This window comes from Demequina sp. NBRC 110052 (genome assembly GCF_002090075.1).
Lineage (GTDB): Bacteria > Actinomycetota > Actinomycetes > Actinomycetales > Demequinaceae > Demequina.
On sequence record NZ_BBRI01000002.1, the window covers coordinates 1,506,319 to 1,532,527 of the forward strand.

Below are 26,209 nucleotides of genomic sequence, written 5' to 3' on the forward strand. Positions count from 1 at the left end.
TCAGGAGTCCTCGATGCCCACCCTCGACAGCACCACGCGCGATCGCATCGTCGCCGCCGCGACCGCACTCATTCTCGAGCGCGGCTACCAGGCGACCACGATGCGCGATATCGCCGAGCGCGCCGACGTGTCGCTCGGCAGCGCCTATTACTACTTCGCGGGCAAGGAGGATCTGGTTCAGGGCTTCTACCTCTCGATTGCGCGCGAGCACGCCACGCTGACGCGCGAACGCATCGCGGAGGAGAAGTCTTTCAAGGCCCGCCTGGCGATCGCCTACGACACCTACCTCGACGTCGCCTCCCGCTACCGCGCGGTCGCGGACACGCTCGTGAGCCTCGCGGTCGTTCCCACAAGTCCACTCAGCCCGTTCGGCGCCGAGTCCAAGCCCGCGCGCGAGACCTTCATCCAGCTGTACGAGGACGTGGTCGAGGGATCCGACCTCAAGACCGACTCGCGACTGAGGGCCGCGCTCCCCGAGATGCTGTGGCTCGTGCAGATGGTGATCACGCTCGGCTGGGTGCAGGACCTCTCGAGCGACCAGCGGGTCGCACGCAGGATCGTCTCGCGCATGAGCCCGACGCTCGCGCGCCTGATCCGCGCCGCGCGTCTCAAGCCGTTCTCACCGTACGTGGAGGAGGCAGTCGGAGCGCTCGCCGCCATCAAGGAGGCCCGACAGGCGCGAGTCTCGGGCGGCGACGCGTGATCGCGCCCTCGACCCTCGCCGCGTTCTCCGCGCTCGCGTTCGTGATCATCATCATCCCTGGCCCCAGCGTGCTCTTCATCGTGGGCCGCGCGCTCCAGCACGGCAGACGCGAAGCGCTGCTGTCGGTCGTGGGCAACGCGGGCGGCGAGGTCGTGCACGCGGTGCTGGTGGCGATCGGGGTCGGCGCGATCATCGCCGCCTCGGAGGCGGCGTTCGTGGCGCTGAAGCTCGCCGGTGGCGCCTATCTGATCTACCTGGGCATCCAGGCCATCAGGCATCGCGGTGAGGGGCTCGCGATCCCGGCCGACGCGTCGGCCGAGGCGGCAGTTCAGGCCCGCCCCGGCGTCGGGCGTGTGCTCGGCGAGTCGTTCGTGGTGGGAGTGACCAACCCCAAGACGCTGGTATTCGTCGCCGCGGTGCTGCCGCAGTTCGTGGATCCCACTCGCGGACCGGCATGGGCGCAGATCCTGATTCTCGGGATGGTCTTCGCCGCGATCGCGATCGTGAGCGACGGCGCGTACGCGCTGCTCGCCTCAGGCGCCAAGCGCTGGTTCGCCGGCTCGCCGCGACGGTTGTCGCGTGTGCGTGCCGCAGGCGGGGGCATGATGGCGACGCTCGGGGTCGTGCTCATGCTGTCGCGCCGCGTGGCCTGACCTTCCCAGCCGCCGCGCGGTCGCCCCGTGAGCGTCGGCCCTGGTCTGTAGGCTGAGGCAGAACGACTCAGGGAGGTCGACGATGAGCTTCGGCGCTGCAATCAAGGTCTGCTTCAGCAAGTACGCCACGTTCTCAGGGCGCGCGCGGCGCAGCGAGTACTGGTGGTTCTACCTGTTCCTCCAGCTGGTGCAGATCCCCTTCGGGATCATCTTCATGATCCTGTACTTCGCCGCGTTCCTCCCGGTGCTCCAGCAGGCGGACTCTCAGGGGAACATCCCCGAGACGGCCTTCGAGGAGATGAACTGGGCTCCGCTCATCGCGGGCATCGCGCTGCTGTTCGCCGTGTCCCTGGCACTGCTCCTGCCGAGCCTGGCCGTACAGGTGCGCCGTCTCCACGACACCGGGCGCAGCGGCTGGTGGATCCTGCTCGGGCTCGTCCCGTTCGGCGGAATCGTGCTGCTCGTGTTCGCGGTGCTCGACGGCGAGGCTCGTGACAACCAGTACGGTCCGGACCCGAAGGCGGGCGAGCGGTGGCAGACGGTCCCCCAGCAGCCGTACGGGTACGCCGCTCCCGGCACGCCGTCCGCGCAGGGCTACGCAGCCCCGCCGGCCGCGTCTGCTCCCGCAGCGCCGGGCACGTTCGCACAGGACACCGCCCCCGCAGGCGTGGAGCCCACCCCGCACGCGCCTGGCGTCGAGGAGACGCCGCCTGCATCGCCGCGTGACCCTCAGGGCGGCGCCCAGGGCTCCGACCCGTTCCAGACGCCTCCCCGCTGATCGGGTCCTGGGTCGCGAGCGCCGGGCCGCGTCCACAGACCCGCCGTGCGGCACCTCTTCCCACACGGTGAGTGATGCCCATCGACCCTCCGCTGCGCCGGTCCTAGCATCGGGGCATCGGACCAGGGGGGTGCGGGGGCATGGACGGGATCGTGCAGCACGCCGCTGCACTGAGCGACGCCGCGCGGCGCGAACTGGAGGCCGGGCTGGCGACGCTCGCGCGCGGCGGCACGCCTGGGGCGTCGCGGGTCGCACCCCGCATCGCCGAGCTGGACGCGCGACTGTGGAACGCCGACCGACTCGCTGACACGGACACGCAGGTTGCGCCATGAGTGGCGCCCTACGAGTCGAGGGTGACGACCTCACGCACGCGGCACGGGACATGCGCACGGTAGTGACGGGATTCTCGCGCGAGGACGCACGCGCCGGCGCAGCGGCAGACCACGTGGGGCACGCGGGACTGGCACAGGAGATTCAGGGCTTCGCGTGTGCGTGGATTATCACTCGCGACCGGATCGCCACACATCTCGCCGCGCTCTCCGACTACCTCGACGCGACCGCCGAGACCTTCGCGGACATGGACCGTCAGCTCGCAGACGAGCTCACCCGGGCTTCCTCGTGAGCGCGCTCGCCCCTCCGGCAGGCAACCCGACCGCGCTCGATTCCGACGTCGACCGGATCACGCGCACCAGGCAGGCGCTCGAGACCGCAGCCGACCTGCTCGAGGCGATTGCTGTCGAGGCGCGCAGCGATGCCGTCGACGAGCTCAGGGGCGAGATGACCAAAGGCCGCGACGGGCTGCGCTCCGCCGAGGACCGCTACGACGGCACGGTGCGCGCGCTCCGTGACTACACGATCGCGCTGCACGATTTCCACGACACTGCCCAGCGTGAGATCTCGGCCGAGCACGACGCCCTGCTCCGACTTTCACAGTCGGAGCACGACGTGGACTACGCGGCCGAACAGCTGCGCTTTGCGGCCATGAACCCCGACGACGTGGCCGCGCGCGAGACCTGGGACGCGGAGCTGTACGCGGCACGGATGCGCCACCAGCACGCGGGGGACGCGGTGGCCGCAGCCCAGAGCCGATATGCGTGGGCGGAAGAGCAGCGCGATGCCGCGGCGAGGCGGGCGATCAGCCGCATCCAGGCAGCGACCAGCGCGACCGACGATAGCCTCCTCGATCACGTGGGCAACTTCCTCACGAAGGTGGGCGAGGTCATCAGCGCGGTCGCGGAGTGGGCCGAGAAGTACTTCGCCCCCGTGATTCAGGCGGTGGCCGAGGTGGTGAAGGCGATCGTCATCGCCGCCGCGGCGGTGATGACGGTGATCGCCCTGATCGCTCTCGTCGCACTCGTGGCGACCGTCGTGTTCCCCGCACTGTTCGCGCTTCTCGCTGCGGCGATCGGCCTCGTGCTGCAGATCGTGTCCGCGCTGGCGCTCGCGGGGCTCGCCGCATACGGCGCGGCGCAGATCCTCGGGCTCGACGACCTCGCCACTCTGCGACTCGTGGTGCTGGCGCTGAGCATCGCAGCACCTGCATTCGGAGCGTTTCTCCTGTGGAGGCTGTCGACGGAGGTCCGCGCGGGTGCGACGTGGCAGGCGATCGTCGACGCTGGCGGCCATGTGGCGCATCCCTTGCCCGATGACGACGCAAGCAGTTCTTCCACGGCCGACGCGCGCGAGCGGCTCCGCGACACGGACAGCGTCGTCGACTCGGCAGACGATCTGCTGCGGCGCGCAGGTCAGGTGGACGCCGCGGGAGGGGACCGGGAGGCGGTGGTGGACATCACTCGGATCGTCGTCGACGGCGAGGAGCGGTGGATCGTGACGCTGCCGTCCACCATGGACTGGGTGCTCGGCGGCGACGCCGGGGCGCCGAACGATCTGGACGCCAATCTGATGCTGATGCTCTACCCCGAGCTTGCGTCGCAGTACGAGGTCGCCGTGCTCGATGCGATGGCACAGGCAGGGATCGATCCCGGTGAGCCGGTTGTGCTGACGGGATGGAGCCTCGGCGGGATCATGGCGGGCCATCTCGCATCCTCGGGCGCGGGCGGCTACGACTATGCGGGCATCGTCGCGGCCGGCTCTCCGATTGACCACATGGACACGCACGGCATCCCGGTGCTGCAGGTCAAGCACGAGCTCGACCCCGTGCACCAGCTCGACCTCATCGACATCCCTCCGACGGAGCCGGGGCGGGTGGAGGTGTGGGACGGAGGGCGCTCCGGGATCGGCATCGAGGCGAAGGTCTCTCCCGACATCGGAGTGCCGCACGCCAACGAGCTGTACGCCGCAACGCTTCAGGAGCATCTGCGCCACGACGCCACGATCGATGACGGGTTCGAGGACTTCTTCTACGGACGGGAATCTCAGGTCGACCACCACCAGTACGCCTTCAGCGAGTGAGGAGCATCGTGAGGAGACGTGCCGCTGTGCTCGCGGGATTCGCCGCGGTGCTGCTTCTCGCCGGCTGCGCGAACGGCCCCTCGGCGTCGGAGGTGGCGGCCGTCACCGCAGCCGTCGGCGAGCACGAGGACGTCGCCATGGTGCGCTACATCGACGCCGAGTCATCGAACTCCGAGCTGCTGAGCCGCTCCCTCACGGTGGGCGTCGAGTTCGTGGCGAGCCCCGTCGACGGCCCCGCTCTCGCGACGGTGCTCGAAGCGATCGCCGAACCGCTGCCCAGCGGCTACCGACCGGGCATCGTCGTGTCCGCGAAGGACGAGGAAGGACTCGCGGACCTCACCGCCGCGGCGACGGAGCTGGGGCTGCCGACGTCGGGCGGGCTCGCGCAGGGCGAGCTTCACACCACGGTGGACGAGATCGACGCGCTGCTGGGATCGCCATGACGGAGTCCGACGCCCCAGGACGACTTGTACTGCGCCTGCCCGGCACGTGGGTGCAGCTGGATCCGAGAAGGCGCGAGGAGACCGCACGGCGCATCAGGCGGTACGTCGAGCTCGCTGTGGGACGCGACGACGACCGGGTTCAGGTCAGAGCCGGGCTGCGTCACGCGCTCGCGGCGACGATGGACGTCGCAGGAGAGGACCTGCAGTCGATGCTGCTGTGCCATGAGATCGCGCCCGGCGCTCCCACCGCGCTCTCGCTGTCGGTGCTCGTACCGCGTGACGTCCGGATCAGCCCCGCCGTCGGCACGGACCCGCAGGCAGTGATCGCGGGGTTCCTCGAAGCGATGCAACGGATCGGTGACGGTGAGGGCTGGGAGCAGATCCCCGTGTCCGACGGCGCCGCGGTGCGGCGCTGGCGCGTGGGTGAGGTCGCGCTCGTGCCTGACGACGCCGACACCGTCGTCAGGCAGGTATCCGTGGACGTGTGGCGAACGGTGCCCGAATCGAAGCGCCTGATCCTGGTGCACGCCGACTCGGTGCTCGCTGACATCCCTCACACCGTCGTACGGCTGGTCGATGCGATCGTGGGCTCGTCGCGCGTCGCGCCGCAGCCGGTCGCGCACATGGCGGACGTGGGGCTTTCGTGAGCACCCGCGGGAATCTCTGGGCGTGCATATGCGTCCACCACACATGAGCCTTTCACCTGCTCCTACGCGTGTGGCGATCGTCGGAGGCTCCGGCAAGGTCGCGCGTCGTCTCATTCCCCTGCTGCGTGAGCGAGGAGTCGAGCCAGTCGCGCTCGCGCGGCGGGACGCCCAGCTGGACGAGCTGGCGGACATGGGTGCCATGCCACGACGGCTCGACCTCGAGCGAGCCACGGCGGACGACTTCGTCGCGGCCTTCGACGGATGCGACGGCGTCGTCTTCTCCGCCGGCGGCGGGGCCGACGGCAACGTGGAACGCAAGCGCAGCGTCGACCTCGAGGGTTCGCTGAAGTCGGTGGAGATCGCACGCGCAATGAGCATCGACAGGTTCGTGCAGGTCAGCGCGATCGGCGTCGATGAACCCGCCGACTCCTCGCGCGGTACGGCATGGACGGCGTACGTCAACGCGAAGCGCGACGCCGACCTGTCACTGCGGGCGTCGCAGCTCGCGTGGACCATTCTGCGGCCGGGCGCTCTCACCGATGACGAGCCCACGGGCAGGATCACGCTCGGCGCCACCGTGGAACGCGGCTCCATCCCTCGTGCCGACGTGGCCGCCGTGATCGACGCGTGCCTCGCCGACCCCACCACGGTGCGGTGCCAGTGGGAGCTCGTGGCCGGGGACACCCCGATCACGGACGCGCTCGCGGCGCGCACGTGCTGACGGGCGCTCGAGTTTCTCGCCGCGCGCGAGGGCTCCCGCCGCCCTAGCCTGGGTCGTGACGTCGCGCCGCGGCGAACGGAGGGGTGGGGACATGTATTGGTTCAGGCAGGGACTCTCGAGGTACGCGGACTTCCAGGGCCGATCGCGCCGCATGGAGTTCTGGGGCTTCTACTTGGGCGCGTGGCTCATCAGCGCGGTGCTCGGCGGCGTCTACCTGTGGATGGCGCTCGCGTTCGGCGACGAGAGCGGCCCGGGTGTGCTCGCCTACGTGGTCGCGGGCGTCGCGGTGCTCTTCGCCCTCTTCCTCATCGTGCCGACCCTCGCCGTGTGCTTCCGTCGCTGTCACGACATCGGGGCCTCCGGGATCATCGCCGTCATCGGCCTGTTCGTCCCGTTCGTGATCTGGATCGTGGGTCTGATCCCGGGTCAGCCTGCGGCTAATCAGTACGGACCTGACCCGAAGGCGTAGCGCGCACGGACCGCAGGCGCGACGAAGGCCGGGACCCCGTGAGGGGATCCCGGCCTTCGTGCATGCCGGGCGCGCAGCCCGGCTGAGCGTCCTACCGCTCGGCCTCGCCTGCGATGAAGGCCTCGAGGGCGGCGCGGCCCTTCGTGTCCTCCATCTGGACGGGCGGCGACTTCATGAAGTAGGTCGCGGCGGACAGGATCGGGCCGCCGACTCCGCGGTCCTTCGCGATCTTGGCGGCGCGCACGGCGTCGATGATGATGCCGGCCGAGTTCGGGGAGTCCCACACCTCGAGCTTGTACTCGAGGTTCAGGGGCACCTCGCCGAAGGCCGAGCCCTCGAGGCGCACGTACGCCCACTTGCGGTCGTCGAGCCACGCGACGTAGTCCGACGGGCCGATGTGCACGTTGCGGTCGTTCTTCACGCCGGCGAGCGGGCCGTTGTCGATGTTCGAAGTGACGGCCTGCGTCTTGGAGACCTTCTTGGACTCGAGGCGGTCGCGCTCGAGCATGTTCTTGAAGTCCATGTTGCCGCCGACGTTGAGCTGGTACGTGCGGTCGAGGCGCACGCCGCGGTCCTCGAACAGCTTGGCGAGCACGCGGTGCGTGATGGTGGCGCCCACCTGCGACTTGATGTCGTCGCCGACGATCGGCACGCCGGCGTCGGTGAACTTCTGCGCCCACTCCGGGTCGGACGCGATGAACACGGGCAGGGCGTTGACGAACGCGACGTTCGCGTCGATCGCGCACTGCGCGTAGTACTTCGCGGCCTCCTCGGAGCCCACGGGGAGGTAGCACACGAGCACGTCGGCCTCGGAGTCCTTGAGGACCTGGACGACGTCCACGGGAGCCTCGTCGGACTCGACGATGGTCTCGCGGTAGTACTTGCCGAGGCCGTCGAGGGTCACGCCGCGCGAGACCTGAATGTCCGTCTTGGGGACCTCGCAGATCTTGATGGTGTTGTTCTCCGAGGCGTTGGTCGCCTCGACGAGCTCCTTGCCCACCTTCAGCGAGTCGACGTCGAACGCGGCCACGAACTCGATGTCGGAGACGTGGTAGTCGCCGAGCTGGACGTGCATGAGGCCGGGGACCTTCTCGTCGGCGGGCGTGTTCTTGTAGAACTCGACGCCCTGGATCAGCGACGTGGCGCAGTTGCCGACGCCGACGATCGCTACGCGAAGCTTCGCCATGGGTGTGTTCCCTTTCAGTTGTGTCCCGCGGATGCGGAAGTGTCGTCGTCTCCGCGGGTCGCGGATCGTTCGTTCTCGATGAGCTGGTCGAGCCACTCGACCTCGCGCTCGACGCGCTCGAGTCCGTGGCGCTGCAGCTCGGCCGTGTATGCGTCGAAGCGCTCCCGCTGGCGGCGGTGCATGGCGGTGAGCTCTTCGAGCCTCTCGGACAACCGCAGGCGGCGGCCCTCGAGGATGCGCAGGCGCGTCGCCTCGTCGGTCTGGCCGAACAGGGAGAAGCGCAGGTCGAAGCTGTCGTCGTCGTACGCGTGCGCTCCGGCGGAGGCGAGCTCTGCCTCGAAGCGTGCGCGCCCGGCGTCGGTGAGGCCGTAGGCGATGCGCGAGCGGCGCGAGGCCGTGGCCCCGACGTGCTCGGCGCCGTCCTCGCCGACGGTCTCGATGAGGCCGTCCGCGACCATCCGCTTGAGCGCCGGGTACAGCGACCCGAAGCTCAGAGCGCGGAACGGGCCGAAGTCGGTGCCGAGCCGCTTGCGGATCTGGTAGCCGTGCAGGGGCTGCTCCGCGAGCATGCCGAGGATGCCGAGCGTGAGCACATCGGTGCTGCGTGCCATGGCGTCCTCCTCTCTCGCGGTGCGTGCCCGGTGCGCGGGGCCGCGCCGGACGGTGTGAAACGGATACTTGGACTCGATGTATCGAGTACGAGTAGCACCTAGTTGTATCGCTTCGATACATCGAGCGCAACTCGACCCACTGAGCAACCCCTCTTCTCGTCCGAAGTGACGGCCAGATCGCGCCGCTGCGCGTGCCCCAGCCACACGACTGCGGTGGCGCCGTCACTTCGGCAGGGCGGGAACCCGCTCGCGCGCTCATTCGTAGACTGACCTCGTGAGCGACTCTTCCCAGCCCAGCCGCCGTTCCCTGCGTCCGACCTCGTCGTCGCAGCCCTCGGCGCGTTCCGGCGCGCCTCGTTCCGGCGCCGCGCCCCAGCGCCCGACGACGGGAGTGAGCCGCACGCGTACGGGCGCGCAGCCCGCCCGCACCGCATCGGGCGGATCGGGCAAGGGCTCGGGAGGCGGCAGCGGAGCCAAGGGCGGCGGCAAGCCGCCGAAGCCGACGTGGCGCATCTGGGTCGAGCGCATCGGGCTGTGGGCGCTGATCGCGGGTCTCGTCGCCTTCACGATCGGCGCGATCGCCGTCTTCATCAAGTATCAGAGCCTCGAAGTCCCGGAGCCCTCGGACTTCGCGCTGTACGAGTCCTCGACGTTCTACTACGCGGACGGCACCACCGTGATGGGGACGCTCGGCGAGGCGGAACGCGAGGTCGTCGACTTCGAGACGCTGCCGGACTACGTGGGCAACGCCGTGGTCGCGGCCGAGGACCGCTCCTTCTGGACCAACCCCGGCGTCGACTTCGTCGGCACGGCCCGTGCGCTGTACAAGACCATCGTGAAGGGCGACAAGCAGGGCGGCTCCACCATCTCCCAGCAGTACGTCGAGCGCTACTACTCGGGCGAGACCGTCACGGACATCCCCGGCAAGATCGAGGAGGCGCTGCTCGCGCTCAAGGTGAACAACGAGCAGTCCAAGGAGGAGATCCTCGGCAACTACCTCAACACGATCTACTTCGGCCGCGGCGCCTACGGCATTCAGGCGGCCTCCCACGAGTACTTCGGCAAGCCGGCGGCCGAGCTCACCCTCTCGGAGTCGGCGATGCTCGCGGGCATCATCCCCGCGCCGTCCGCCTGGGACCCGCGTGTGGACCCTGACCAGGCGGAGTACCGCTGGAACTACGTGCTCGACGGCATGGTGGACGCCGGCTTCATCACGCAGGACGAGCGAGACGCGCAGGTATTCCCCGAGTGGATCGAGTACTCGCAGGAGAACGTCTTCGCCGGAACCCGGGGCTATCTGCTCCAGGCGGCGATCGACGAGGTCGTGGCGCAGGGCGAGTACACACGCGAGGACATCGAGACCAAGGGCCTGTCGATCGTCACCACGATCGACCCGACGCACCAGGCGGCCGCCGAGGCCGCCGTCGCCGAGATGCCCGAGGACCATGCGGAGAACCTGCGCGTCGCCGCAGTGACGGTCGCCGCAGACACGGGTGCGATCACGTCGATGTACGGTGGCGCCGACTACCTGGAGATCCAGCGCAATGCGGTGACGCAGGACATCGCGCAGGCGGGCTCGACATTCAAGCCGTTCTCGCTCATCGCAGGCCTCGAGCAGGGCATCGGCCTAGGCACCGAGTACCTGGCGAACAACAACATGACGCTCGAGGGCTACGAGAACCCCGTGCGCAACTTCAACGGCCGCAACTACGGCGTGATCGACCTCGTGCAGGCGACGCAGAACTCGGTGAACACCGCTTTCGTGCAGCTCACCAACGACGTGGGCCCGCAGGCCGTGCTCGACGCCGCTGTCGCGGCGGGCATCCCCGAGGACACTCAGGACCTCCAGGCGACGCCCTCGATCGTGCTGGGCGCCGCCGCGCCGCACCCCTTGGACATGGCGAACGCCTACGCGACGCTCGCGTCGGGCGGAGTGCGCACCGAGGCCTACATGGTCCAGTCGATCCTCGACGCGGGCGGCGAGAGCGTCTACGAGCACCAGGTCGAGGCGCGCCGCGTGTTCGACGAGGACGTGATCGCCGACGTCACGTACGCGATGCAGCAGGTGGTGCGCTACGGCTCCGGCACGTACGCGAACTCGCTCGGCCGCGAGATCGCTGGCAAGACCGGCACGTCGAACAGCAACAAGTCCGCGTGGTTCGTGGGCTTCACCCCGCAGATCGTGGGCGCGGTCGCGCTGTACCAGGTGGGCGAGGACGGCTCGGTCGAGGAGATCACGCCGTTCGGCGGCTTCTCCCAGATCACCGGCTCCACCGTGCCGACGCGCGTGTGGACCTGGATGATGGGGCCGATCCTCGAGGGCTACGAGATCGCGCAGTTCCCGCCGCGCGCGAACGTGGGTACCGACATCCTGCTCGAGCCGTCGGAGGAGCCGTCGCCGACGCCCACCCCGGAGCCGACCGAGCCGGAGCCCGAGCCGAGCGTGACGGTCGAGCCCTCGCCTGACCCGATCCCCTCGGTGACGGCGGTGCCGACGCCGGAGCCCAGCATCGAGGTGACCGCCAACCCGTAGCCGACCCGAGCGTCGGGCATGCCCGACGCTGCGTTCCCCCTACCTGCCGAGCGCCGCCTCCGCCGCCGCACGCTCGGCGCGCTGCATAGCCCGCGGGTAGAAGGTGCGGTACTTCCGGAAGTGGTTGAGCTGGTTCGCCGCGACGTAGGCGAGCCGGCGCGGGTGCGTCTCGCGCGGATTCCACAGCGGGTTCATCACGCGCCGGCGCGGGAGCGCACGGATCGCGCGCCGGACGTCCTCGTCGAGCAGGTAGCCGCGCATCAGCGCCGTGGGCACCACGGTGAACAGGCTCGAGTACGGCTCGCCGCGCTCACCGGGTGAGACGACCGGCTCGTCGAGGATCCAGTCGCGCACGTAGGCGACCGCAGGGTTGAGGCCCGACGACGTGACGAAGAAGTTCGAGCGCGACAGGCGCGGGTTGAGCTCGAAGAACACCATCTCGCCGGTTCGCGGATCCATCTTCATGTCGAAGCTGCCGAAGCCTCGCCACCCGATGCCCTCGAGCATCCGCTCCAACGCAGCCACCGCGTCGGGCGCGTCCACGGTGAGCACCACCGACGAGTTGCCCACCGTCGAGGGCGTGTGCTCCTGCAGCAGGATGTGGCCGAACACCGTGTAGGACGCCTTGCCGTGGCGGTCCACGTACGTGTTGGAGATGCGCAGGCCCGCGTCGTCGCCCGGGATGAGGTCCTGGATGAGGAACGTGTCGCGGTAGCCCGAGGCGTGGACCTTGGTCATGAGCGCGTGCAGGTCCTCGAGCGAGGCGACCGTGTGCACCTTCTCCTTGCCCGCGAATTCCACGGCGTGGTACGCGGCCGTGGAGCCGGCCTTGGCGATGACAGGGAAGGCCAGGTCGGCCACTCCGGCGTCGAGTGCGTCGAGATCGAGCGCCTCGGCGACGGGGAAGACGAAGCCGCGCGGGTGCGCGAGGCCGTACTCGTCGCACAGGGCCGCGAAGCCCTCCTTGCTCGTGACGCGATCCATGAGCGTCTGGTCCACGTACGGCACGACGTAGCGGGGCTCGAGATCGCTGCGGCGCGCGACGAGGGCCTCGACGTGCCAGTCGGCGCTGCCGAGCACGATCAGCGTGGCGTCAGGCCGCTCGGCCGCGACGCGGTGCAGGGTGGCGACCACCACGTCGGGGTCGTCCATCGCGGGCTCGACGATGAGGTCGATGATGCGCGAGTCGCGCACCGTGCCGCCGCCGCCCTGGGAAACCACCACGGAGCGCACACCGAATGCCTCGTCGAAGGCCCGGGCGATCGAGTAGGCGCCGATGTCGCCGCCGAGCACCACGGGGACCAGTTCGAGGTCGCCCAGGATGTGCCGGAACGGGGCGTGCGAGGCCATGCGGACTCCTGTCAGGCGCCGGCGCTAGAAGCCGGACTCGGTGGGCTCGGGGTAGTGCTGACGGTACTTGAGCACGAGGCGCGCATCGAGGGCGCGCACGTAGAGGCGGCGCAGCAGCGAGCCGTCGCCGCGATAGCGCAGCGGGTGGAAGACGCCCGCCCGACGCTTGGCGGTCTTCACCGTCGCCCGCAGCTCGGGATCGAGCAGGTAGCGCAGCAGCATGCGGAATGGCACCACCGAGTACAGGACCCGATCGGTGGGGGTCACCGGCGGCTCCGGGGCCGCGGCGGCGTGCTCGGGCAGCAGGTCGCGCGCCACGACGGCGGCGACGTTCGCGCCCGCGGCAGTCACGTACCAGTTGTTGCGCCCGATGCGCGGATTCACCTCGAAGAACACACGCTCGCCGGTCGCCGACGACACCTTGTAGTCGAAGTTCGCGAACCCGCGGTAGTCGGCCTCGCTCAGGAAGCGCGCGGCGGCGGCGAGCGCCTCATCGTCGGCCTCCGTGAGGATCGCCGCCGGGATCCCCATCGTCCCGGGAGTGTGCTCCTCGAGCAGCACCTGGCCGCCCGCGAGCAGCGTGATCTCGCCCGTGGAGGACCGGTACGCGGTGAGCGAGCGCATGTGCGTCTCGTCGCCGGGGATGAGCTCCTGCACCAGGAACTCGCTCGGATAGTCGGCGGCATCCAGGTGGCGGAGCACCTCGAGCAGCTCCTGCTCGGACTCGAGGTGGTGAATCTTGCGCTTGCCCGGGAACGAGACGCCGAACCAGTCCGCGCTCGAAGCCGGCTTGCCGATCACCGGGTAGGTGAGTCCGCGCGCGGCCATGGTGGCCACCGCGTCGGGCGTGCCGACGACGGGACCGCCCTCGGCCTCGGCGCCGATCGAACCCGGCGTGAAGCCGACGGCGACGGTGGCAGGGGTACGGATGCCGACCTTGGCGCAGAGCTGCGCGAAGTGCACCTTGTTCGAGACCTTGTCGAAGGTCTCGAGATCGCAGAAGGGCATGAGCCAGCGCTCGTCGATACGGTCGCGCAGCCGCCCGAGCGTGCGCACGTGCCAGTCGAGGTTCGTGAAGACCAGCAGCTCGTGCTCGGGATGATCCGCAGCGATGCGATTCAGGTGGCCGACCAGCGCGTCGGGGTCGTGCATGTCGGGCGCGATGATGCGCTCGGCGAGTCTTGAGTAGCGCATGAAGGTCGTGTCGCGCACCTGGAGTGAGACGGGCTTCCACCCGAACAGCTCGTGCGCCGCGCGCTGGAAAGCGTAGACCCCGATATCGCCGCCGAGACCCACGAGAAGCACAGGCTTGACCACGTACATGTTCCTTCCGGCCCTGGGGACAGCGGCAAGTCTATGCGGGCCGCCAGCCCGGCCCCGGCGTCGGGCAGGCGCGCACCTCCCCTGATGCCCTCCACAAGCACGGGACGCGCCTGGCACCCGTGCGTGCGATGCCGTACTCTTGTACCTCGTGGCTGCGGCCGTCACCCGACGCGCCAGCCGCCACAAGCATCAACCCTCCTGCCACGGAACGTCCGTGGCCGCATGAGTCCAGAGGAGGTGGGTATTCGATGCGCCAGTACGAGATGATGGTCATCCTCGATCCCGAGGTCGACGAGCGTACGGTCCAGCCGTCGCTCGCGAAGTACCTGACCGTGGTCACTGACGACAAGGGCACCGTCGACAACGTCGACGTCTGGGGCCGCCGTCGTCTGGCCTACCCGATCCAGAAGAAGAACGACGGAATCTACGCGGTGATCAACTTCACCTCGGAGTCCGCGACGGCCAAGGAGCTCGAGCGTCAGCTCGGCCTCAACGAGACCGTCCTCCGTCTGAAGCTCCTGCGCCCGGACGCCAAGTAAGGCGGACGGGACTCTCCCGACTCCTACCCGAACCGACACCTAACCCAGGGGACACACATGGCAGGCGAGACTCAGATCACCATCGTGGGCAATCTGACCGGCGACCCGGAGCTGCGATTCATCCAGTCCGGTGCTGCGGTCGTGAACTTCACGGTGGCGTCCACCCCCCGCACGTTCGACCGTCAGTCGAACGAGTGGAAGGACGGCGAGACCCTGTTCATGCGCTGCTCCCTGTGGCGCGAGGCCGCGGAGAACGTGGCCGAGTCGCTCACCAAGGGCATGCGGGTCATCGTGACCGGCCGCCTGGTGTCGCGCTCGTGGGAGGCGAACGGTGAGAAGCGCACCGTGAACGAGATCCAGGTCGACGAGGTCGGCCCCTCGCTGCGTTACGCCACCGCCAAGGTGACGCGCAACCAGCGTGGCGGCGGCAACGGCGGCGGTGGATTCTCGGGCGGCGGTGGCGGCTTCTCGGCGCCCGCCGGTGGGTCGGACAACGACCCGTGGGCAACTGCCCCGGCGTCGGACGAGCCCCCCTTCTAAATCACACGTTCAGGAAATCGAGACATGGCTAAGAACGACATCCGCAAGCCGCGTAAGAAGGTCAACCCTCTTAAGGCGGCCAAGGTTCAGAAGATCGACTACAAGGACACCGCGCTGTTGCGCAAGTTCATCTCCGACCGCGGCAAGATCCGCTCGCGTCGCGTGACCGGTGTCACCGTCCAGGAGCAGCGTCAGATCGCCCGCGCCATCAAGGTCGCGCGCGAGATGGCCCTTCTCCCCTACGCCGGCTCCGGCCGCTGATCGGGGGTAGGAACATGGCCAAGGTCATCCTCACCCACGAGGTCCAGGGTCTGGGCATCGCCGGCGACGTCGTGGACGTCAAGGACGGTTACGCCCGCAACTTCCTCGTGCCCCGCAAGCTGGCCACCCCGTGGTCGGCCGGTGCCGAGAAGCAGATCGAGGGTCTCCGCAAGGCGCGCCGCGCCAAGGAGATCGAGTCGATCGAGGGCGCCCAGGCTGCCCGCGACGCGCTCCAGTCGGCGACCGTGACCGTCGAGGCGAAGGCCGGCGACGCCGGTCGCCTCTTCGGCGCCGTCACCCCCGCCGACATCGCGGCCGCCATCGGCGACCGCGCCAAGGTCGACAAGCGCCGCATCCACATCGCGCAGCCCATCAAGGCGCTGGGCGAGTACACGGTCTCCGTGTCGCTCCACGACGACGTCGTGGCGCACCTGACTGTCAACGTGGTCGCCGCCAAGTAGCACCTTCGCCTGCACCGCAGGCACGCAGGAGCCCGGTCCCGTGAGGGGCCGGGCTCCTCTGCGTCCCGCCGCCTCGCGCCGCTGCCTCGCCCCGGCCCCCACCGACACTGCGCACGGAATCTGCGGCGACGCGCGGGCGGGGCGCGGCTCTATCGCGCCGCTGGACGGGGTGTCGGCCCGGGATCCGTGCGTACTGTCAGTGGAGGGATATCCACAGGTGTCGTGCTGGGGATGACACGCCATCGCGACACGCCGAAGCGCGACACGCCGGGGAGTTCCTCCCAAGACCCATCCACAGGCCGCGGGTGTACGAAGTCCCAGGTAAACAGCAATGTTCACACAACCTTCACGTACAACTCACAGGTTCGTCCACAGGGCGCTATGCACGTTGTCAACACTGCATCCACGGACCTGCGGCGAGTTGTCCACGGGCTGTCCCGATCGCGACCGATGATGACTTGATAGGCAACCCCGCAAGCCCCTAACCTCGCGTGTCAGACCCCCGCGCGACAGTAGGGGAAGGCGCGAGTGACGCGCATCGCACTGAGGTCATGGAAGGGGGTGACGCGGATGTCGGTCGAGGAGCTCGAGGCCTCCTACGGACCCAGCACGTTCGACAGGCTCCCCCCGCAGAATCTCGAGGCCGAGCAGTCAGTGCTCGGCGCGATGCTGCTGTCCAAGGACGCGATGGCCGACGTCATCGAGGCCGTCCGCGGCGACGACTTCTACAAGCCCGCGCATGAGCTGATCTTCGACGCAGCGGTGAAGCTCTACAACGCGGGCGATCCCGTCGATGCGCTGACGGTGGCCGCCGAGTTGCAGCGCGCGGGCACGATGTCGCGCATCGGCGGAGCCGAGTACCTCCACACGCTCATCGCGACCGTCCCGTCGGCCGCGTCCGCGGGCTACTACGGGCGGCTCGTGCGCGAGCAGGCCATCCTGCGCCGCCTGGTCGAGGCGGGCACGCGGATCGCCAACATGGGGTACGACGGCGAGGGCGGCGAGGTCGACGCAATCGTGGACTCCGCGTCAGCGGAGATCTTCGCGGTCACCGAGCGCAGGAACTCGGAGGACTTCCTGCCGATCGGCGACATCCTCGAGCCGACGCTCGGCCAGATCGACCAGGCGTCCAAGCATGACGGCACCATGCTGGGCGTCCCGACGGGGTTCCGCGAGCTCGACGACCTGACCGGTGGCCTGCAGGGCGGCCAGATGATCGTCATCGCGGCACGACCCGCGATCGGAAAGTCGACGCTCGGCCTGGACATCGCTCGCGCCACCTCGATCCACGCGGGCGTGACGTCCGTCATCTTCTCGCTGGAGATGAGCCGCGAGGAGATCACCAAGCGCATGCTCGCGGCCGAGGGCAAGGTGAAGCTGACCCAGCTCAACAAGGGGCCGCTCGGTCCGAATGACTGGGACCGTCTTGCCCGCGCCTCGTCGCGCGTCTCGAGCGCCCCGCTGTTCATCGACGACTCGCCCAACATGTCGCTCATGGAGATCAGGGCGAAGTGCCGTCGCCTCAAGCAGCAGCACAACCTGGGCCTCGTGGTGCTCGACTACCTGCAGCTCATGAGCTCGGGACGCAAGGTGGAGTCGCGACAGCAGGAGGTCTCCGAGTTCTCGCGTGCGCTCAAGCTCCTCGCGAAGGAGCTGGAGGTGCCGGTGATCGCGATCTCGCAGCTGAACCGTGGTCCCGAGCAGCGCACCGAGAAGAAGCCCATGCTCTCCGACATGCGCGAGTCTGGCGCCATCGAGCAGGACGCGGACATCGTGATCCTGCTGCACCGTGACGACGCGTACGACCGCGAGAACCGTCCTGGCGAAGCGGACTTCATCATCGCCAAGCACCGTGCCGGCCCCACCGACACGATCGCCGTCGCCTTCAAGAAGGACTACGCGCACTTCGCCGACATGGCGCCGGAGATGTAGCGGACCCATCTGTCGAGCGGTCAGCTCCGAATGGGACGAGGATGTCACTACGCGACAAGGAGTCCTCATGAACACCCGCCTCTTCGCCGTGCCCGCCGCGGCCCTGCTTCTCGCGGCCTGCGCCGCGCCGGCCGCCGAGGGTGACGCAGCGTCGGGCGGCGGCGAGCCGCTAGCGAGCGCCTCGCCCACGTCCGACGCGGTGGCCGGGGGCGGCGGCGAGACGTCGGCGCCCACCGGGGAGGCCGACGCCGACAACGTGTTCGCGTTCACCGCGCAGACAGTGGACGGGCAGGAGTTCGACGGGCTCAGCATCGACGACCGGGACGTGGTGCTGTGGTTCTGGGCGCCGTGGTGCCCCACGTGCCAGATGCAGACCCGCACGATCAATGCCGCGCTTCCGGACATGCCTGAGGGAGTGGACATCGTGGGGATCGCGGGACTCTCTGACGACCTCGAGTACATGCAGGAGTTCGTCAGCATCTACGAGGTGGACGGCATGACTCACGTCGCGGACCTCGACGGTGACGTCTACCGACGGTTCGAGATCACGCAGCAGTCCACGCTGCTGTTCATCGACGACAGCGGCGACGCGTGGCTCGGTGGTCCGTCGATGACGGCCGACGACATCGTCGCGCGCGCGGAGGAGCTCGCGGCGAGCTGAGACTGCCGCGCTCAGCCTCGCTCGGCCCGGCGCGCGGCGAGGAGGACTGCGGCGGTGCCGCCGAGCGCGAGTGCCACGAGCACGATGAGCACCGGCGTCCCCCAGGATTGCACCGCCTGGGTGACCTGGAACTGCCACTGGGTCGTGACCCGCACCACTGGATCCAGGGCGTACACGCCGTAGCGCGGCAGCACCTCCGCGAGGCCGAACAGCAAGACGTAGAGGCCAGCGAGCACCATGAGGACACCCCCGGCGCGCATCAACTGAGGGGTGCGACGCCTCAGCGCGGTTGCGGCTCCGGTGCCGGCGAGGGCACCCGCGAGGGACACGATGACGATCGAGGCGCCCATGCCGAGCCCATACGCCACGAACGGGGCGAGGGCGGCCGCGGGGCCGGGTGCGTCGAGTGCTCCCGTGACGACGACGAGGAACAGGCCGATCGTGCAGCTGAGCGAGGCGAGGGCGAAAGACGCCCCGTACAGCGTCTGCGACGTGAACGTGCGGCCGGGTGCATGGGAACCACGGGCGAGAGCGCCGAGGCCTGGTCCGCTCAGTTCGCCATGGACTGCCATGCGGACTCCGAGCACCGCGACGAGGGCGCCGAGCACGACGGTCACGTAGGACACGACCGGGAGGATGCTCGCTTGGAGACCGAGGCTGACCGCGCCGAACAGCAGGCCGAACGCGAGGAAGACCCCGAGGAATCCCACGGTCATGGCCGCCGCGAAGCCCAGCGCCCGGCGGAGGGCGATCGCCCGCGGCACCCCGGCGTCGGGCGTGCCGACGGCGCCGGCGGAGCCGGTCATGATCAGCGTGAGGTACGCCGGAAGCAGTGCGAAGCCGCACGGGTTGAACGCGGCCACGGCGCCGAGCAGCAGCGCGTAGGCGGTGTCGCCGGAATCGATCATGGGTTCCCTCTCGCGTGGTCGCGGGGTGGTTCGGAGCCTAGCGCTCGGCGGATGGGCACGCGTGGCGGCGGCACTCGAGGCGATCGCCAGCGGTAACCGACCCCTGTTTGATAATGGTTCTCATTCTTGTTACGCTCCAGAACAGCGGACGTGGAGTCTCACCGCTCGCGCCCGCGCCCCAGGGGCCTACGCCCCACATCGGAGAACGAAAGGCAAGCCCACACTCGGGCGAGGTAGTTCATGTCCCACCCCATCCGCCGCCGCATGCCCGCCGCGGCCGTGCTGGCCGCTTCGGCCCTTGCGATGTCGGCCTGCGCCGCAGGCACCGCTGCCCTCGAGCCCGTGGCGTCGCACGGCGCCGACGGCCACGAGGACGACGCGATCGCCGCCGAAGCGTCGGCCCCGACCCCGCGCCTTGCGATGACCTATGACGGCGGCATCGTCGTCATCGATGCGAACACGCTCGAGATCGAGGCGGACATCCCTCTTGAGGGCTTCAACCGACTCAACGCCCTCGGCGACGAGCGCCACCTCGCCGTCTCCACTGCTGGCGGCTTCACCGTGCTCGACGTGGGCGCGTGGACGCAGGCGCACGGCGACCATGCTCACTACTTCACGACCACGCCGTCTCTCACCGACCTCACGATCCCTGCCGAGGTCCCCGGACACGTCGTGGTGCACGACGGACTGACCACGCTGTTCGATGACGGCACCGGCGACGTCACGGTCCTCAGCGCCGACGAGTGGACCCACATGGTGGAGGAAGGCCACCTCGATGTGATCCGCGAGTACACCACCGCCGAGGCGCACCACGGCGTGGGCGTCGCCACCGCGTCGGGAGAGCTGCTCGTGACCCTGGGCGACGAGGATTCGCGCGACGGTGCCATGATCCTTGGCGACGATGGACGCGCGATCGCCGAGACCCATGAGTGCCCTGGCGTCCACGGGGAGACCGCGTTCACCACGGCCGGTGGCGAGGAGCTGTTCATGCTCGGCTGCGATGACGGGCCCATCGCCTTCCACGGCGACCACGCGCACAAGTTCACCGCGCCGGATGCGTACGGGCGCACGGGCAACCTGTTCTCGATCGATGGATCAGACGTGGTGCTCGGCGACTACAAGAGCGACCCCGAGGCGGGCATCGGCCTGAGCGAGATCGCACTGATCGACGCCGAGGCTGAGACGCTCGCGGTCATCGACCCCTTCGGGGGCGCGGACGCCCAGTACACGTGGCGCGGCCTCGCGCGTGGAGAGGGCGGCGAGGCCCTCGTCCTCGGCACGGACGGGGCACTCCGCGTGCTCGACCCGTCGACGGGAGAGATCGTTCGCAGCGTCCAGGTCGTGGACGCGTGGGATGTGCCCGATGCGTGGCAGTCCCCGCACCCCGCGCTCACGGTGCTCGCAGGCATGGCCTACGTCACCGAGCCCGCCACGGGTGAGATCCACGTCGTGGACTACGTCGGGGGTGAGGTGTGGAAGTCGGCCGACGTCGGTGTCGAGATGAACGAGATCGCGGGCATCGAGGGCTGACGCACCCTCACTGAGAACGGGGTCGAGGCACGGCGAGAGCCGTTCCTCGACCCCGTCCTCGTGGCGGGTGACGCGCCCTAGGGGCGCAGGAGGATCTTGCCGGCCCTGCCGGGCGCGAAGTTCGCCCGCGCCGCCTCGGCGATGTCCTCGAACGGGTAGATTGCCTCGACCGGGAGCGCGATCGTGCCGTCGGTGAGCCTCGCGAACAGCTCGCCCATGAGGCGACGACGGTCCTCGAGGGCCATGGCAGCACTCACCTTGCTTCCCCAGAATCCCTTGACCGTGGCCTGCTTGAAGATGACGTCTCCCGACGCGATGTTCATGGTCTCCGACGCCATGGCGCCGAACGACACGAGCGTGCCGCGCTCTCCCAGCAGGGAGAGCACATCACCGGAGGAGTCGCCGCCGACCGAGTCGACTCCCACGGAGATCCGAGCGTCGCCGACGATCGCACGCACTCGGTCCTGCCAACCCTCGGTGTCGGTAGCCACCACGCGCCCGATGCCGGCGTCGGCGAGCTCGTCGACCCCCTCGGAGCGGCGCACCAGGCCGACCACGTTGATGCCACGCGCGGGCGCGAGCTGCGCCACGAGGCGGCCGACGGCGCCGTTCGCGGCGTTCTGGATGAGCCAGTCGCCCTCGTCGAGGCCCAGCGAGTCCAGGAGGCTGAGGGCCGAGAAGGGCATCGCGACGAGCTGGGCAGCGACCTCGTCGGGCACGGCTTCGGGCACCGGGATGAGTGCGGCTGCCTTGGCCGTGAAGAACTCGGACCACACGCCGAAGGTGCCGCCGGTGGCGACGCGCTGCCCCACGGCCAGGCCCTCGACGCCCTCGCCGAGCGCGTCGATCACGCCGACGGCCTCGGTGCCCGCGCGCGCAGGCAGCTCGGGCTTGAAGCCATACGTGCCGCGCACCGTCCACAGGTCGTGGTTGTGGATGGGAGACAGGAGCAGGCGCACACGCACCTCGCCCGGGCCAGGCTCGGGAACGGGTGCGTCGGTGACGGACAGGACGTCGGCGGGCTCGCCGAAGGACTCGTGGGTGATGCTTCTCATGTCATGAAACAACCATGGGAGCGACCGCCGCATTCCGGCACCAGCGTCGGGCGTTTGCCAGACTGGAGGCAGAAGGAGGCCCATGACGGCGACGGGGATCGAGCGCTGGGCGCCGGGCGTGCGCCTCGTGCGCGACTACCGGCGCGCGTGGCTGTGGCCAGACGTGCGCGCTGGGCTCGTGGTGACGGCCCTCATGATCCCCGCGGGCATGGGCTACGCCCAGGTGGCCGGGCTCCCCCCGGTGACAGGTCTGTACGCGTCCATCGTGCCGCTCGTCGTCTACGCCGTGTTCGGGCCATCCCGGATCCTCGTCATCGGCCCCGACTCGGCCCTCGCGCCCGTGATCGCCGCAGCCATCCTGCCGCTCGCGGCGGGCGACGAGGACCGCGCACTCGCGCTCGCGGGACTGCTCGCCCTGCTCGTGGGAGCCTTCCTCGTGCTCGGTGGGCTGCTGCGCCTCGGCGCCGTGACGGACCTGCTCTCCAAGCCCGTGCGCGTCGGATACCTCAACGCGATCGCGCTCATCGTGATCGTCTCTCAACTGCCGGCCCTCGTCGGATTCTCCGTGGACGCCGAGGGATTCGGGGCCGAGCTTGCGGCGACGTGGGACGGGATAGTCGGGGGCGAGCCCGACGCGGCGGTCGCTCTCACAGGCATCGGGTCGCTGGCGGTCATCCTCGTGATGCGACGGCTGCGCTCGCGGGTGCCCGGCGTGCTCGTCGCCGTGGCGCTGGCGACGGCCGCGACCGCGATGGGGCTCGGGTCCGCGTCCACGCCGGTGGTGGGATCGCTGCCGCAGGGGCTGCCCGCCCCCGCGCTCGGGGGACTGACGTGGGCGGATGTCGGCGCACTGATGCCAGCAGCGGCAGGCATCGCGCTCGTGGCATTCACCGATACGGCGGTGCTGTCGCGCACTCTCGCGGCCCGCCGGGGCGAGACCGTGAGCGGGAGCGCCGAGATGGCCGGCATCGGCGCCGCGAACGTCGCTTCCGGACTGCTGGGAGGATTCCCCATCTCCGGCTCCTCGTCCCGCACGCCGGTCGCTCAGGACGCCGGTTCGCGCACGCAGCTCACGGGCGTCGTCAGCGCAGCGCTGGTGCTCGCCTTCATGCTGGTTGTTCCGGGGCTGACCGCACTGCTGCCGCAGGCCGCGCTCGCGGCCGTCGTGATCGCCGCCGTGCTCACGCTCATCGACCTGCGGTCAGTGGCGAGGCTGTGGCGCATGAATCGCGTGGACGCCGCGCTGTCGGTGGTCGCGCTCGCGGGAGTGCTCGTCTTCGGCGTGCTCGAGGGCATCGTCGTCGCGATCGGGCTGTCGCTGCTCACGTTCATCAACCGCTCGTGGCGCCCGTATCGCGCCGTGCTCGGACGCATGCCCGGCAGGCGCGGGTACCACGACCTGTCCCGCCATCCGGAACGCGGCGAGACGATCCCAGGCCTGGTGATCGTGCGCTTCGATGCCCCGCTGTTCTTCGCCAATGGAGCGGTCCTCGACGACTGGGTGCGCGGCGTCGTCGAGGATGCGGGGCCCGAGGTGCACACCGTGATCCTGGCCGCAGAGCCGATCACCGCGATCGACACCACGGCGTTCGACGAGCTCGTGGAGCTGGACGACTACCTCGCCGCCCACGGCGCCCGCCTCGTGTTCGCCGAGATGAAGGGACCCGTCAAGGACGCGCTGCGTCGCTACGACGACGAGGGTCGGTTCGACCGCGACCGCTTCGCGCCGACCGTCGGCGCCGCCGTCGACGAGGTCACCGGTCACCTGCGGGGCGACCTCGATGGCGGGGCCGGCCCGCGTCAGGACGAGTGACGGAGGCCCGTGGCCGACGCTCCTACCGGGTGATCTCCACTCGCCGCACGCGCGCGTGGCCGTGACCGACGGCGAACGGACCCCACCACGAACCCATGAACCAGCCAGGTCGTCCGGTGGCGAGGTGCGCCACGTCCACGACCGCCAGCACACCGCCGTCGACGAGCACTTCGACCGTGTGGCCGCGAAGCCGCAACGACACCGCGAGAGTCGCCGCTCCGTGGACCCGCGAGACCAACGTCGTCGCGACGCCATCGTCGACGGAGACGAGGCGAAGCTCCCCGGAACGATCCACCGAGACCTCCAGGAACGCGCTCTCGGTGGTCCGCAGCAGCACGCCGGCGCGAAGCGCCTCGGCGCCGTCCTCGAGCGAGATCTCGGCTGTCAAGGTCTCGGAGTCCGTGAGCACGCGGCGCCCAAGGAACGCTGTCCTGCCAACCGCCGTCGGCTCGACCGCTGTGGCCGCAAGGGTGACGCCCGCGCCGTCGAGCGCCGCGAACTCGCGCGGATGCCATCGCACGCCGTTCCAGGCGAGGCCGAGCTCGTCACCCGAGAAGTCGTCGACGATCGACGTGGGACGCGGCGTCTGATCGGGGACGCCGTCCGCCGTGATCTCGGCCAGCACGCGACCCTCGCCCGGGGCGATGACGAGCCGTCCGTGCTCCCATGCCGCCGGCACCAGGTGGGTCTGCCGTCCGCGCAGGCTGTTGGTGCCATCGGGGAGCACGTGGGTGGCGAGCATGACTGCCCACCAGCCGCCGTCCGCATCCTCGAAGACGTCGGCGTGACCCACGTTCTGGATCGGCTCGTCCTCGCCGAGATGCCGGTGGGTCAGGCGCGGGTTGCCGGGATCGCCCACGTACGGGCCCTGGATGTCGTCGGCGTACGCGACGCACACCGCGTGGTCGCGGTCGGTGCCGCCCTCGGCCGAAACCAGCATCCAGCCGCCGTCCGGCTTCGCGATGAGGTGTGGGCCCTCGGCCCAGCCTGCGCCCAGGAGCGCGCCCTGCCACAGCACGGTCGCCTCACTGCGGGGCATGAGCGACTCCGGGTCCAACTCCACGAGCCACACATCGCACTGGCCCTCCCACAGGCCGTCCTCCTGCAGTGCGGTGCCGCACAGCCACACGCGGTCGCCGTCGAACGTGAGCGAGGGATCGATGCCGGGCAGGCCGGGCAGCCAGAGGGGATCGCTCCACGGCCCGGCGGGGTCGGTCGCGGTGCAGACGAAGTGGCCCGCAGCGTCGGGCGCCTCGTCGTCGCCTGGGATATGGGTGCACACCACGTAGTAGGTGCCGCGGTGGTAGCGGATGGTCGGCGCGTACAGGCCCTTCGATCCGGCGATCCCGGTGTAGTCGATCTGGCCGGGACGGTCCACCACGTGGCCGATATGCCGCCAGTCGACGAGGTTCGTCGAGGCGTGGATCGGGAGTCCGGGCAGGTGCTCGAACGTGGACGTCACGAGGTAGTACGTGCCGTCGACGAGGCAGATGCTCGGGTCGGGGTGGCAACCCTCGAGGATCGGGTTCTGGTACGTGCCCATGATGTGGGGCTCCTCTCGTCGTTGAGGGTTGTCAGGCTGGTGGCGCGGTCGTGTGGCGCACGACCAGTCGGGTCTGTAGAAGCGTGTGCGGCTCCTCGAGCTCCTCGCCGCTCATGAGCGCCGCGAGCATCTGGACCGCCTCTTCCCCGAGGCGGCGCATCGGCTGCCTCACGGTGGTCAGCGCGGGCATCCAACGCGAGGCCTCGGGCACATCGTCGAATCCGATGATCGAGAGGTCGCGAGGCACCTCCAGGCCGAGCGTGGTCGCGACCTCGCCGATCGCGATCGCGGACAAGTCGTTCGCGGCGAACACCGCGGTGGGCCTTTCCGACGACGTGAGGAGTTCGTTCGCCATCCTGCGCGCCGCCTCCTGGTCGTAGAAGCCGGTGCGGGTGAGGCGCGGATCGAACGGGATTCCCGCGTCGGCGAGAGCGCGGCGATACCCCGCGTCGCGCGCCCGCGACGAGCGCAGATCGGGCCGTCCGGCCACGAAGCCGATGCGCCGGTGGCCGAGCTCGATGAGGTAGCGAGTCGCGGTGACCGCGCCGCCGTAGCTGTCCGACTCGATCGTCACGCCCTGGGCCGGGCCCGCATGCGGGTCGATGGCGACGATCGGCATCTCGGACTCTGCCAGGTGCGCCGTCGGGGTGACGAGGATGGCGCCGTCGATCAGGTTGCTGCCTAGCCGGCGGAGCGAGCGCGACTCCCAGCCGGACGACGCGGAGCCGTACGCGCCGGAATAGGCGAGCACGTCGAAGTGTCGCTTCTGCGCCTCGGTGCTGATGCCCTTGAGGATCTCGGCGCTGAACGGCTCGAACTCCGCCACGAGCACGCCGATGACGCCGGTGCGGATGCCTGCCATGCGTCTCGCAGCGAGGCTCGACTCGTAGCCCATCTCCTCGACGATGCGCATGACGCGGTCTGCCGTCTCCGGCGCGACGCCGTAGCGACCGTTGACAGCCTTCGACACCGTCGCGACGGAGACCCCTGCCGCGGCGGCGATGTCGCGGATGGTCGGACCTGTACCCATGATGCTGACTGTAAAGCAACGAAAACAGTTTTCGAAACCGTTTGACACGGGTGTTCCCGAGTCCAAAACTGTGCGAGACGACCTGCCCCGTGCGGCAGTCAGTCACA

The 26,209-nt window shown here is 69.6% G+C and carries 27 protein-coding genes; 19 read left to right on the forward strand and 8 right to left on the reverse strand.

From position 1 onward, the window contains the following. Positions 1 to 13 precede the first annotated feature (13 nt). The 10 genes from B7K21_RS07280 to B7K21_RS07325 all read left to right on the forward strand — a co-directional run bounded on the left by B7K21_RS07280 (position 14) and on the right by B7K21_RS07325 (position 6,826). The gene (locus tag B7K21_RS07280) at positions 14 to 703 is read left to right on the forward strand and encodes a TetR/AcrR family transcriptional regulator (RefSeq protein WP_084074689.1); all 690 of its coding nucleotides are present in this window, start codon (positions 14 to 16) and stop codon (positions 701 to 703) included. Beyond that, positions 700 to 1,356 (forward strand): LysE family translocator, encoded by a 657-nt coding sequence (locus B7K21_RS07285; RefSeq protein WP_084074692.1) that lies wholly within the window; start codon positions 700 to 702, stop codon positions 1,354 to 1,356. Before B7K21_RS07280 ends, B7K21_RS07285 begins: the two co-directional genes overlap by 4 nt. Before the next feature lie 82 nt (positions 1,357 to 1,438). Further along, positions 1,439 to 2,134, forward strand: coding sequence for a DUF805 domain-containing protein (locus tag B7K21_RS07290; RefSeq protein WP_084074695.1), 696 nt, complete (start codon positions 1,439 to 1,441; stop codon positions 2,132 to 2,134). 140 nt (positions 2,135 to 2,274) lie between these two features. Next, entirely contained in the window at positions 2,275 to 2,466 is a 192-nt protein-coding gene (locus B7K21_RS07295) for a hypothetical protein (protein WP_084074698.1), read from the forward strand. Beyond that, the gene (locus B7K21_RS07300; protein ID WP_084074700.1) at positions 2,463 to 2,756 is read left to right on the forward strand and encodes a hypothetical protein; all 294 of its coding nucleotides are present in this window, start codon (positions 2,463 to 2,465) and stop codon (positions 2,754 to 2,756) included. The genes B7K21_RS07295 and B7K21_RS07300 overlap by 4 nt, the downstream gene beginning before the upstream one ends. Further along, on the forward strand, positions 2,753 to 4,546 hold the full coding sequence (locus B7K21_RS07305) for a hypothetical protein (RefSeq protein WP_084074702.1): 1,794 nt from the start codon (positions 2,753 to 2,755) through the stop codon (positions 4,544 to 4,546). Before B7K21_RS07300 ends, B7K21_RS07305 begins: the two co-directional genes overlap by 4 nt. A gap of 8 nt (positions 4,547 to 4,554) precedes the next feature. Then, the gene (locus B7K21_RS07310; protein WP_144016090.1) at positions 4,555 to 4,989 is read left to right on the forward strand and encodes a hypothetical protein; all 435 of its coding nucleotides are present in this window, start codon (positions 4,555 to 4,557) and stop codon (positions 4,987 to 4,989) included. Next, entirely contained in the window at positions 4,986 to 5,636 is a 651-nt protein-coding gene (locus tag B7K21_RS07315; protein ID WP_084074704.1) for a hypothetical protein, read from the forward strand. The genes B7K21_RS07310 and B7K21_RS07315 overlap by 4 nt, the downstream gene beginning before the upstream one ends. A gap of 43 nt (positions 5,637 to 5,679) precedes the next feature. Further along, positions 5,680 to 6,357, forward strand: a complete 678-nt coding sequence (locus B7K21_RS07320) for an SDR family oxidoreductase (RefSeq protein WP_084074705.1) — start codon at positions 5,680 to 5,682, stop codon at positions 6,355 to 6,357. Positions 6,358 to 6,448: 91 nt separating this feature from the next. Then, positions 6,449 to 6,826 (forward strand): DUF805 domain-containing protein, encoded by a 378-nt coding sequence (locus tag B7K21_RS07325; RefSeq protein WP_084074706.1) that lies wholly within the window; start codon positions 6,449 to 6,451, stop codon positions 6,824 to 6,826. Between the two features lie 91 nt (positions 6,827 to 6,917). Here B7K21_RS07325 and B7K21_RS07330 read toward each other — a convergent pair whose 3' ends face one another. Together B7K21_RS07330 and B7K21_RS07335 are read right to left on the reverse strand one after the other, a co-directional pair. Further along, positions 6,918 to 8,012, reverse strand: coding sequence for an inositol-3-phosphate synthase (locus tag B7K21_RS07330; RefSeq protein ID WP_084074707.1), 1,095 nt, complete (start codon positions 8,010 to 8,012; stop codon positions 6,918 to 6,920). 14 nt (positions 8,013 to 8,026) lie between these two features. Next, positions 8,027 to 8,623, reverse strand: coding sequence for a PadR family transcriptional regulator (locus B7K21_RS07335; RefSeq protein ID WP_084074708.1), 597 nt, complete (start codon positions 8,621 to 8,623; stop codon positions 8,027 to 8,029). A 274-nt stretch (positions 8,624 to 8,897) separates the two neighbouring features. Here B7K21_RS07335 and B7K21_RS07340 point away from each other — a divergent pair, with 274 nt between their 5' ends. After that, positions 8,898 to 11,156 (forward strand): transglycosylase domain-containing protein, encoded by a 2,259-nt coding sequence (locus B7K21_RS07340; protein WP_144016091.1) that lies wholly within the window; start codon positions 8,898 to 8,900, stop codon positions 11,154 to 11,156. Positions 11,157 to 11,195: 39 nt separating this feature from the next. On the opposite strand, the gene B7K21_RS07345 is transcribed toward B7K21_RS07340, so the two are convergent. Beyond that, a complete protein-coding gene (locus B7K21_RS07345) occupies positions 11,196 to 12,506 on the reverse strand; it encodes a hypothetical protein (protein ID WP_084074710.1) in 1,311 nt (436 codons plus the stop codon). A gap of 24 nt (positions 12,507 to 12,530) precedes the next feature. Continuing rightward, positions 12,531 to 13,829, reverse strand: coding sequence for a hypothetical protein (locus B7K21_RS07350; RefSeq protein ID WP_084074711.1), 1,299 nt, complete (start codon positions 13,827 to 13,829; stop codon positions 12,531 to 12,533). A 248-nt stretch (positions 13,830 to 14,077) separates the two neighbouring features. Between B7K21_RS07350 and rpsF the strand changes: the two genes are divergently transcribed. From rpsF to B7K21_RS07380, 6 genes are all read left to right on the forward strand, one after another. Continuing rightward, entirely contained in the window at positions 14,078 to 14,368 is a 291-nt protein-coding gene (rpsF, locus tag B7K21_RS07355) for a 30S ribosomal protein S6 (protein ID WP_084074712.1), read from the forward strand. A 57-nt stretch (positions 14,369 to 14,425) separates the two neighbouring features. After that, positions 14,426 to 14,908: a single-stranded DNA-binding protein gene (locus B7K21_RS07360; protein WP_084074713.1), complete on the forward strand. Its 483-nt coding sequence runs from the start codon at positions 14,426 to 14,428 to the stop codon at positions 14,906 to 14,908. Between the two features lie 24 nt (positions 14,909 to 14,932). Then, the gene (gene rpsR, locus B7K21_RS07365) at positions 14,933 to 15,169 is read left to right on the forward strand and encodes a 30S ribosomal protein S18 (protein WP_084074714.1); all 237 of its coding nucleotides are present in this window, start codon (positions 14,933 to 14,935) and stop codon (positions 15,167 to 15,169) included. A gap of 14 nt (positions 15,170 to 15,183) precedes the next feature. Then, entirely contained in the window at positions 15,184 to 15,630 is a 447-nt protein-coding gene (gene rplI, locus B7K21_RS07370; RefSeq protein ID WP_084074715.1) for a 50S ribosomal protein L9, read from the forward strand. Between the two features lie 570 nt (positions 15,631 to 16,200). Further along, the gene (gene dnaB / locus B7K21_RS07375; protein ID WP_084074716.1) at positions 16,201 to 17,562 is read left to right on the forward strand and encodes a replicative DNA helicase; all 1,362 of its coding nucleotides are present in this window, start codon (positions 16,201 to 16,203) and stop codon (positions 17,560 to 17,562) included. Positions 17,563 to 17,629: 67 nt separating this feature from the next. Continuing rightward, positions 17,630 to 18,223, forward strand: coding sequence for a redoxin domain-containing protein (locus tag B7K21_RS07380; RefSeq protein WP_084074717.1), 594 nt, complete (start codon positions 17,630 to 17,632; stop codon positions 18,221 to 18,223). A gap of 11 nt (positions 18,224 to 18,234) precedes the next feature. Here B7K21_RS07380 and B7K21_RS07385 read toward each other — a convergent pair whose 3' ends face one another. Further along, on the reverse strand, positions 18,235 to 19,131 hold the full coding sequence (locus B7K21_RS07385) for a cytochrome c biogenesis CcdA family protein (RefSeq protein WP_084074718.1): 897 nt from the start codon (positions 19,129 to 19,131) through the stop codon (positions 18,235 to 18,237). A 240-nt stretch (positions 19,132 to 19,371) separates the two neighbouring features. Between B7K21_RS07385 and B7K21_RS07390 the strand changes: the two genes are divergently transcribed. Continuing rightward, on the forward strand, positions 19,372 to 20,661 hold the full coding sequence (locus tag B7K21_RS07390; protein WP_084074719.1) for a hypothetical protein: 1,290 nt from the start codon (positions 19,372 to 19,374) through the stop codon (positions 20,659 to 20,661). A 77-nt stretch (positions 20,662 to 20,738) separates the two neighbouring features. Here B7K21_RS07390 and B7K21_RS07395 read toward each other — a convergent pair whose 3' ends face one another. Beyond that, positions 20,739 to 21,716, reverse strand: coding sequence for a zinc-binding dehydrogenase (locus tag B7K21_RS07395; RefSeq protein WP_084074720.1), 978 nt, complete (start codon positions 21,714 to 21,716; stop codon positions 20,739 to 20,741). An 82-nt stretch (positions 21,717 to 21,798) separates the two neighbouring features. Between B7K21_RS07395 and B7K21_RS07400 the strand changes: the two genes are divergently transcribed. Continuing rightward, on the forward strand, positions 21,799 to 23,529 hold the full coding sequence (locus tag B7K21_RS07400) for a SulP family inorganic anion transporter (protein WP_084074721.1): 1,731 nt from the start codon (positions 21,799 to 21,801) through the stop codon (positions 23,527 to 23,529). A gap of 22 nt (positions 23,530 to 23,551) precedes the next feature. Here the strand turns inward: B7K21_RS07400 and B7K21_RS07405 are convergent, their stop codons facing one another. Together B7K21_RS07405 and B7K21_RS07410 are read right to left on the reverse strand one after the other, a co-directional pair. Continuing rightward, on the reverse strand, positions 23,552 to 25,072 hold the full coding sequence (locus tag B7K21_RS07405; RefSeq protein WP_084074722.1) for a glycoside hydrolase family 43 protein: 1,521 nt from the start codon (positions 25,070 to 25,072) through the stop codon (positions 23,552 to 23,554). A 31-nt stretch (positions 25,073 to 25,103) separates the two neighbouring features. Further along, positions 25,104 to 26,102: a LacI family DNA-binding transcriptional regulator gene (locus B7K21_RS07410; protein WP_084074723.1), complete on the reverse strand. Its 999-nt coding sequence runs from the start codon at positions 26,100 to 26,102 to the stop codon at positions 25,104 to 25,106. Positions 26,103 to 26,209: the final 107 nt, after the last annotated feature.